This window comes from Companilactobacillus bobalius (genome assembly GCF_002179915.1).
GTDB lineage: Bacteria > Bacillota > Bacilli > Lactobacillales > Lactobacillaceae > Companilactobacillus > Companilactobacillus bobalius.
This window is the reverse complement of record NZ_MYFM01000006.1, coordinates 250,799-260,027: the sequence shown is the minus strand read 5'-3', so window position 1 is coordinate 260,027 and position 9,229 is coordinate 250,799. Positions and strand designations below refer to the sequence as shown.

Annotated in this window: 8 protein-coding genes; all 8 read right to left on the bottom strand. The window is 29.9% G+C overall.

Going from position 1 to position 9,229, the window contains the following annotated elements; all coding sequences use genetic code 11:
* Positions 1 to 276: 276 nt before the first annotated feature.
* Complete coding sequence (locus LKACC16343_RS10575) at positions 277 to 1,110, bottom strand: acyltransferase family protein (protein WP_056953534.1); 834 nt, start codon at positions 1,108 to 1,110, stop codon at positions 277 to 279.
* A 115-nt stretch (positions 1,111 to 1,225) separates the two neighbouring features.
* On the bottom strand, positions 1,226 to 2,335 hold the full coding sequence (locus tag LKACC16343_RS10570; RefSeq protein ID WP_056953532.1) for an LCP family protein: 1,110 nt from the start codon (positions 2,333 to 2,335) through the stop codon (positions 1,226 to 1,228).
* 123 nt (positions 2,336 to 2,458) lie between these two features.
* Complete coding sequence (gene glf, locus LKACC16343_RS10565) at positions 2,459 to 3,574, bottom strand: UDP-galactopyranose mutase (protein ID WP_056953529.1); 1,116 nt, start codon at positions 3,572 to 3,574, stop codon at positions 2,459 to 2,461.
* A 15-nt stretch (positions 3,575 to 3,589) separates the two neighbouring features.
* A complete protein-coding gene (locus LKACC16343_RS10560; protein WP_056953527.1) occupies positions 3,590 to 4,354 on the bottom strand; it encodes a glycosyltransferase family 32 protein in 765 nt (254 codons plus the stop codon).
* Between the two features lie 24 nt (positions 4,355 to 4,378).
* Positions 4,379 to 5,371, bottom strand: a complete 993-nt coding sequence (locus LKACC16343_RS10555; RefSeq protein ID WP_056953524.1) for a nitroreductase family protein — start codon at positions 5,369 to 5,371, stop codon at positions 4,379 to 4,381.
* Between the two features lie 31 nt (positions 5,372 to 5,402).
* Positions 5,403 to 6,800 carry an oligosaccharide flippase family protein gene (locus LKACC16343_RS10550; RefSeq protein WP_056953522.1) on the bottom strand — a complete coding sequence of 466 codons (1,398 nt, stop codon included), beginning with the start codon at positions 6,798 to 6,800 and terminating at the stop codon, positions 5,403 to 5,405.
* Between the two features lie 23 nt (positions 6,801 to 6,823).
* A complete protein-coding gene (locus LKACC16343_RS10545; RefSeq protein ID WP_056953520.1) occupies positions 6,824 to 7,924 on the bottom strand; it encodes a polysaccharide pyruvyl transferase family protein in 1,101 nt (366 codons plus the stop codon).
* Between the two features lie 5 nt (positions 7,925 to 7,929).
* Positions 7,930 to 9,228 (bottom strand): O-antigen polymerase, encoded by a 1,299-nt coding sequence (locus LKACC16343_RS10540; protein WP_056953518.1) that lies wholly within the window; start codon positions 9,226 to 9,228, stop codon positions 7,930 to 7,932.
* Position 9,229: the final 1 nt, after the last annotated feature.

Genomic DNA, 9,229 nt, shown 5'->3' with positions numbered 1-9,229 from the left:
ATATAAATTAATGCTATGAGATGTTTTTTCATAAGATTCTTTTATAATCATATTCTTTAGAAGATTGACAGGTGATTTAAAAAAGCTTCATACCCATTAAGGTACATTAGTTGGTAATTATTTTATTTTTAAATATTTATTAGGATGGAAAAAGAAATTTATTATGTTTACCTTCCTTGAAAGATAACAAATAAATAATGAAGCGAACCATGATAAAATTATTGATAAAATCAAAAAGATAAAATAATTTGGAATTCCAATTTTAATCAATAAAATTTAAAAAAAGGACGTCAAAGGTAAATGTACCAGATAAATAACTATTGAATAATTTCCATACTTCTCAAAATATTCAAAAAACTTATTATTTTGAACATGGTAGAAGAAAAAGAACATCAGGAATATACTTCCAACTTTGAAAATTGCAGTATTCATTAGCATATCATTGTTTCTAAACCATGAACCGCCTAAATATATTCTTATTGCTAAACCAAAAATCGTAATTATTAAAGAAATTACAAATACCATATAATTATTCAGAATATTCATATTCCTCTTAATTAGAATTCCCATATAAAAACATGGTAACCATGAAAATGTCGCATATATAAAGTAAACTGGATTTATCAGTTGTACTACAATAAACAAAATTATGCTTAAAACTAACTGAATGTTAAAAGGAACCTTTATTATATCCATCAAACCTATAAAAACAAATATTAAAAATAATACATATAAAAACCAAAGGTAACTTATTGGCTGTTTATATATAAATATCAGACTTCCCCATGGATTCAATCTATTAACTTTCGTCAAATGCTGTAAAGATACATATAAAATTGAAAATACGATATACGGTATCGAAAAATTTACAAATTTTTTTCTAATTGAATACAGATATCCTTTATTCGATTTAGGTGACTTATATAAAAAACCTGACAGTGCAAAAAAGCATGGCATTATAAATGTATATATTATTGCCAACATCAATTTAGAAAACACATCATATTTTGGAAAAATATTTGTTCCATAAAGTTCATCTATACAATGTGCAGTCAATACAAAGAATATGGTAAATCCTTTACCAAAATCAATCCATCTAATTCTTTTCATTAAATTATCGCCCCTCAAAAGTCATTTTAAAACTTCTTTTTTGACAAAAAAATGAGAAATCACTATTCTTAAGAATCATGATTTCCCATATGTAAATATATAGTTTTCAAAAATTCTAATACCCTGTATTTGAATACCCTGAGTTGCTAGTAGTTCCCTTACTTTTTGCAGTAGAATCATTTGTAGTATTTGAACGCTGTGAACCAATATTATTAATATCTTGAACTGATTTATTGGTATTAGTACTCTGTGTTGACGGTTTAAACTCAATATTACCAGTCTTAGCGTGAGGCAAATCCAAATTCTCACGAATAAAGTTTGTTACGCGTTGTAATTCAGATTTTTTCATAACTTCCATACTTTGTTTAGCAACTTCATCGCTACTACCCTGCAAATGTGTTTCTGAGGTATGTTTTCTAACCGAATTATAATCCTTAGCAATTGTAGTTAATTCATCGAACGTTAAATCAGTTTGCGTTTGATCAGACAATGAGTTAATAAAGCTTTGATTTAATAACGTAGATACTGAACTACTCTTATGTACTAAGGCAGTAAGAACTTCCCTTTGACGAGTCTGACGACCGTAGTCGCCTTTTGGATCGTCATATCTCATACGCGAGTATGCCAAGGCCTTTTTCCCGTTCATATGAGTTTTTTCATTCTTTGTAAATGAAGATCCTTCATATTTAAAACTCAAGGACGGTGTTACATCAACTCCGCCAGCCTGGTCAATAACTTTTTCCATACCACCCATATTGATAAGTGCATAGAAATCAATCGGAATGTTCAAAAGTTTTTGAACAGTTTTAATAGCTGTCTTAGTTTGGCCGTATGAATATGCAGCATTGATTTTAGCAGGAGAAACTGACTTATATCCTGGAATATTAACAGCCGTATCACGAGGAATACTTGTTACAGTAGTCTTCTTATTATTCGGATTTAAAGTAATTACCATCATACTATCAGTACGTCCCTTATAATCTCGACCTAATGCACCGGTATCTGTTCCCATTAAAAGAATAGACACTGGCTTCTTATTCTTTAAGGCATTACTTACATCACGTTCTTTAGTCACACCTGATGGTTTAAATGAACTATTTACTGAATTCTTTACGCTTCGATAGCGCGTCATTCCATATGCTGCTCCACCCAAAACAAGTAACAATACGAATGATAAAAATACATTTCTTAATGTATGTTTTTTCTTTTTTCTATTATTATGCATCTTATCCCCCTAAAACCAAATCATCCATGTTCTAATTAATTAAACTAATACAATAAATACCCGAGCTATTACAGATAGACTATCTAATGATTCATTAAAATTTCTAGATATTCACATGGTAATCTAATTTTCAAATTCTCTTTTTACTATTTGCATTGCTGACATAATAGTTTGATCCATATTATAATAACGGTACTGTCCTAATCTACCACCAAATATAACATTTGGAAATTCATTTCTTGCTAATTTAACATAATTTGAATATAAATCTTTATTTCTTTTATTATTGATTGGATAGTAAGGATCATCCCCACGATGCCATTCTTGAGGATACTCATGGGTAATAACTGTTTTTCCATTATTCCCTTGACCAAATTCAAAATGCTTATGTTCGATGATTCTAGTAAATGGTGTATCTGAATCAGTATAATTTACAACTGCATTTCCTTGATAATTATCTTCATTCAAAACCTTTGTATCAAAGCGTAAACTACGATATTCTAATTCACCTAATCTGTAATCAAAGAATTGATCAATCATACCGGTAAAAATAATTTTATTATCAGATTTCAAATATTTGTTCTTATTTTCAAAAAAATCTGTATTAATTTTAACGTCTATTAACTCATTACTTAGTAGCTTATTAATAATTTGAGTATAGCCGCCAATTGGAATTCCTTGATATGGATCATTGAAGTAATTATTATCGTATGTAAATCTTACAGGTAATCTACGGATAATAAAAGCTGGTAAATCCTTTGCGGATTGCCCCCACTGTTTCTCTGTATATCCTTTAACCAGTTTTTCATACACATCTGGCCCTATTAAAGATAGTGCCTGTTCCTCAAGATTTTTGGGATTTCCTTCAATATGAAGCGCTTCTTTTTGACTTTCAATTTTTCTTTTGGCTTCAGTAGGTGTTATTACTCCCCATAGCTTGTTGAATGTATTCATATTAAATGGAAGGTTATAAATCTCACCTTTATAGTTTGCAATTGGACTATTTATATAATTATTAAAGTCTGCAAATTGATTAACATAATCCCATATATCCTTCATTTTAGTATGAAAAATATGAGCACCATACTTATGTACTTGAATTCCCTCTACTTCTTTAGTATAGATATTACCTCCAACATGATCTCGCTTTTCAATAACAGTCACATTATTTCCTCTTTTTGCCGCTTCGTTGGCAAATACCGAGCCAAATAAACCTGAGCCAACCACTAAGTAGTTCATATAAATCCTCCTAATTTATTGTTTTCCTCGTCCAAATAGTGGTGAATACACCTTAAATATTAAATTATATACATGAACGCCTAAATATTTTTTTATTCTTCTAGAAACCCTTGCATGCCTATATTGTTTCTCTAATGAGAATTTATTCTCTGAAACCCAGCTACTATTAAAATGATGTGTCGTATAAGCATTACCAAAATCTTTAGAATTCTTAATTTCTCCATACTGCTGAGGACAAAAAACAGAAGTTTCATAAATTATATGATTATCAATATTCTGACGTTTCCCATTAAATTTAAATCCTCTATCTTTGAAGAAAGATGTCACTATCTCAACAGTACTACTATAATTTATTGCATTTATAGCCGCATCCTTATCCATTGAAGAATATATATTCAAAATTTCACCTAAAATAGTATCCCCTTTTTCAGCAGCAAAAATTAAACCTGTATTAATCCGATCAATTTCCTCAGTAGCAAAAAAGGAGCCATTATTGACAATTTCATCTATATTCCTTAGGAACTCAACATCAACATCAACATAAATACCACCATTCTGATGAATAATATCTAACCGTGCATAATCCGATACAAAGGCAAATTTGTTCATCGAATAGGCACATCGAACAAACTCATTGGAATTTATATCGTAATTTTTCTCATTCCATTCTACAATTTTGTAATCTGGACAATATTTTTTCCAAGATGAAATTATAGATTCAAAATTATCTGGCTTTGTTCCATGTCCAAACCAGCAGTAATTAATAACTTTCGGAATCATATATTCATTTCCCCTTCTATAAAACTAATCAACAAATTTTAGTACTTCATTTGTAGGTTTTCTTGCTGATTTTGCTGCTAGTACTTCATCCTTAGGATACCCTGCCGCAACAAATGCTATTAAAACCTCTGAAGGTGAAATTCCTAATATTTTTTTTACCTTCCTTTGTTCTTCGTTAGGTAACATCGAGTTAAGAATGCATGATGCCAAGTCAAAGTATGTTAAAGAAAAATCAAAATTCATTAAAAAGAGTCCACCATCTATATATGCTTCATTTCTTTCATAACTCCCTATAAAGGATCTTCTATCGACAGTAACTAAACTTAATGTTGGAGGTAACTCATAACCATTGAATCCTTTTTGCAACCTTAACAATTCAGCTATTTTATTTTTATTACTTGTTGTGTAGACTTTCCAAGGTTGCCTATTACAGACGGAAGGTGTTTTTAAAGCCAACTTTACTGCTTCATCAAATACACTACTATCCACGCCTTTATGTGAAAATTCACGTTGCGTTGTTCGATAATATTCAAATTCTTCAAAGCTCATGTCATTTGCTTCTTTATTAACATGTTTCTCTGCACCAGCCATTTGCTTTCCAAATGAAATTTCATCAAGATTAAATAATGAATCAAAAAAAGGAGTATCAATACCCGCATTTTTATGCTTGTTTTTGTAAAATTTTAAAACGGAAATAGCATTTTGGTAAGAAAAGTCATTTTTATCAAGATTCAAACGTTCAAATTCATCTAAATTTGCCTTCAAACCAGACAGTGCTCTTTTTCCAAAATTAGGTCTAAAATGCGGATGACTAAGTCCCTTCTCCAAAGCATGCGTATGAAAAATCAATAATTCTTTAACTCCCTTATCCGAACTACCTACCAAATGGAAATTAGTTGAATTATTATATTGAACAGCATCTTCGCGAAATTCATTCTTTACACGACCATGTTCTCTAAACTCTCTATACTTAATTACCCAGATGTTGGGAACAATCTTTTTTACAAGTTCTTTCATCTCGTTACCTCTTTGATATACAATTTAATTATTAATTAAAAAATTTTGCCTTTATTCCAGAAACAACAATTCCAAGAATTTGTTTATTTAAGACAATGGAATACCCCATAGCAAATATGCAGGAAGAAATTATTGCCAAAGGTGTCTGAACCATGAATAAGCTCAATACAACACCACTGGCTATAATATTGATAAAAATGATTCTCTTTGAGTAACTCAATTTAACCATGCCTTTAACTTTCATTCTTCTATACCAATAGATGAAAAAACTTGACAGCAAGGTAGCAAATGCCGCAGCATATATTCCCATGGTCTTAATAAGGACAATATTAAGAACCAGATTAATAATGGCAGACCATACAGTGGTTGTACCCAATATCCACGTATTTTTATGGGCTGTGAAAACACCACCAAAAAAACCAGACAAATTCGAAAAGAACGTTGCAAAAAGTAATATTGGTACACAATAGATTGCACTATAATAACGATGATTGACAAAAAATCTAAAAATAATTGGCATAAATGCGGTCATTAAAAGAACTACTGAAATTAAAAAATTAATCAAATACACAAAAATCTTTTGAAAAAATGCATCACTATCATCTTTTGCAAGAGCACGTGCAGAACTTTCTTTCCATGACTGATAGAAAAAGCCATATACTGTATCCATTAATGTAGGAAATTTATAAGCTACGGCATATAAACCTGATGCACTGGCACCTAAAACATTCATTATCACAATTCTATCCGATAAATTTATAATAGACCAAGAAATACTATTTGGAATCATTGGTATTGAGTATCTAAGCATTTCTCTGTAATTCCCTGACGCCTTGAAATCTATGAAACGCCAAACATGTATTCTGAATGCCGTAAATATGGCTACCGAACTTTGTGCAATTATAAAAGCAAATAGCATACCATATACACCAAATCTAAATACAGCAATCAAAGTTACATTCAAAATAACATTCAAAATTCCTGTAATACAATTATATAAGGCATACCAATCTGTTCTTCCTATACCTCTCAAAAAAGCACTAAAAAGAGTTGCCACAACGGACGAAATCATATACATTAGGAAAACCAATATCATCACTTTATTGATAAATAGATATAATATTCCACAAATAGCACTAACTATTAAAATTCCTACTCCAGTGATTTTTACCGCTACACTAATTATCGATTTTCTTTCATTATCATTTTTTGCATCAATTAAATAACGAAACATAGACTCATCCATTAGCATAGTTGCAAAGGGAACACAAAAGGTTGAAATACTTATTATATAATCGACAGTACCATATTGGTTAGTGGTTAATAACGCCGTATATAATGGTAATAGAAAAAAAGAAACCAGCTTAGTACTCAAATTTCCTAAAGCAATTAATCCCGTGTTCTTTATAAGCCGATGTTCTTCTTTCATAACCTACTCCTCTTGATAAAAAGTTAATCATTTTTTGATAATGCTGATTTCAAAAAATTAATCGAATTCTGCTTAAGTAATTCGAGTTTTTTATTAACAGTTTTGAAGTCAATTTGATCATCCATATTAAAATTTGAATCCATTATCCTATTAGTTAATCCTAAGTTACCCAATAAATCTAACATTCTAGGAAAACTCTTCCTAGTTTTAAAAGTTGCAAATCTTTTTTCGAATATTATTGAAAAAACAGTAGCATGAAAGGAATTAGTAACTACATATTCAGCGTTCTTCAATTTAGATAGAAATTCATTTGGTGCCAAACCATATAAATTTTCAGAATTAACTGAATCAAAAATTTTCTTTTTTGTAATGTTAGATATATATAATACCTTTAGTTCTTTTTCCTTGGCTAATTTAGATACATAATCTACCAATTCATTATTTGGCTCCAAGAGATAAACAAATATGTACTTACCATCATTATCTTTATTCAATAAAGTGGAATAATCATCACTTTTTAAAAGCAGAGTGGGATCTAGTACAACTTCAAAGTCCCTATTTGTTAAGCTTTCTAGTTTTTTCTCCATACTTTTTTCACGTATTGATAAAGAATTAAAACTTTCTAACATTGGTTTTATGGTATCAAGATCTTTTTGATTTTGTCCGTTTTGTCCCATACTTGGTGCGTACGCAATTTTTTTCTTTGAAGAACTAACGAAATCCAAAAAGTAAACCGAATCTACTCCACCTGTACACTCAAAGTTCCAAATTTGATCGCTTCCAGCTACAAATGCATTCATTTCAGTATTTAAGCTTTTTAATTCTTCAATAGAGTTATACTTTTTTGAAGTTATTTTTAGATATTTCTTATGAAATTTTCTAAATGAATGTCTTCGTTTTAAATTTTTTTTCAAATATAAAATATCTGAAAGAAAAGTTTTAGGTCTATTCTTATACTGATGAATTCTAAACAATTTATAATTTTCAAAATCATACATACATATATAATCTATTATTTCCGATTCATACCCCATTTGCTCAAGTACTTTTTGTAAAGCAAAGGCCTGTAGGGTAGAACCGTAATTATATGGGTAATGCAATGTTACTGTACCCACTTTTTCCATTGTATTTACCTCAAATCCTCTGAACCATTAGTTTCATTACTTTTTAAATTCTTAAACATAAAGAACGATAGTAAAAACGCCCCGGTAAAAGTAAATGTTCCAAATTGCCATCTAAAAAAGGACGATGCTAGTATTTCAACTAGGATCATAGCTGGAAATACATATTTCTCATTTTTAAATTCTGTAGATAATACATATATCCATTTACTTAATCCACCCAAAATCAGGGAACCGATGAAGACTCCCCAAATTCGAAAATCAATATATAAATCATAAAACATAGTATCAAACGCGTTATACCAATTACCTGAATATATTTGAACCCAATTTTGTTGAGGTATATTAATTAAATTTGCAACATTTTCATATACTGGTAAATTTATTCCAAATTTGTTTAGGATCACATCCAAAAGCTGAAAGATTCCACCAAAAAATGCTAGACCATTTCCCTTAACGCCACTAGTATCTACTGTACCTATCCATCGAGATAATATTGGTAAGTTTACATTGAAATATGCATATACTGAATTGATTTTTAAAGATCCGACACTTTGAGACTTAACCCTAAACAATGTGGTAACAAAAGCAACTATTCCTAAAACTAGGACAAACATTCCAACTCTTCTAATAGTTTTCCATGGAATATCTTTCCTATAGTATCCCATAGCAAAAATAAACTGGAATAGCATAAACATAATAATTAATCGTCCACCAGTTGCTATTATGTAAGCACCAATACTTATCCAACTCATTACTTTATATTGTAACTTTAGCCTACCATGAAAGAGTTCAATAACTGCTACTGGTGCAACACAATACGTCATTGGAACATCGACAATATTATAAACATTCAACATTAGCTTAGAAGTAAAAAACTTTGTTCCATCATCATTATATGAATATAGCAAGTCTCTAATATATGCATAACTAATACCACTTCTTAAATAATTAATCATAATGACAACTAACATAATATTGAATACGGTACTGAAAACAATTATTAGTTTAATCAACCAATTTCTATAAGTTGTTGGGAAAGCACTTCCAGAATTATTTATTCTAAATGCCCCTACTAAAGTCTTACGGATTAATACAGTTCCTAAAATGAAACTTAATGTACCTATAATTACTAAATTTAAAGCTTCCTGATTTATCTGCCCATTAATCCGATATATATCTAACACATAAGTTAAAAGACACAAAACCCATGGAATTAAAAAATAAATTAATGGGTGTGTAAGATCACGTCTTATAAAGACAATGAAAATAATTATGCAGATAAAAAATATTAATAAATAACCCATC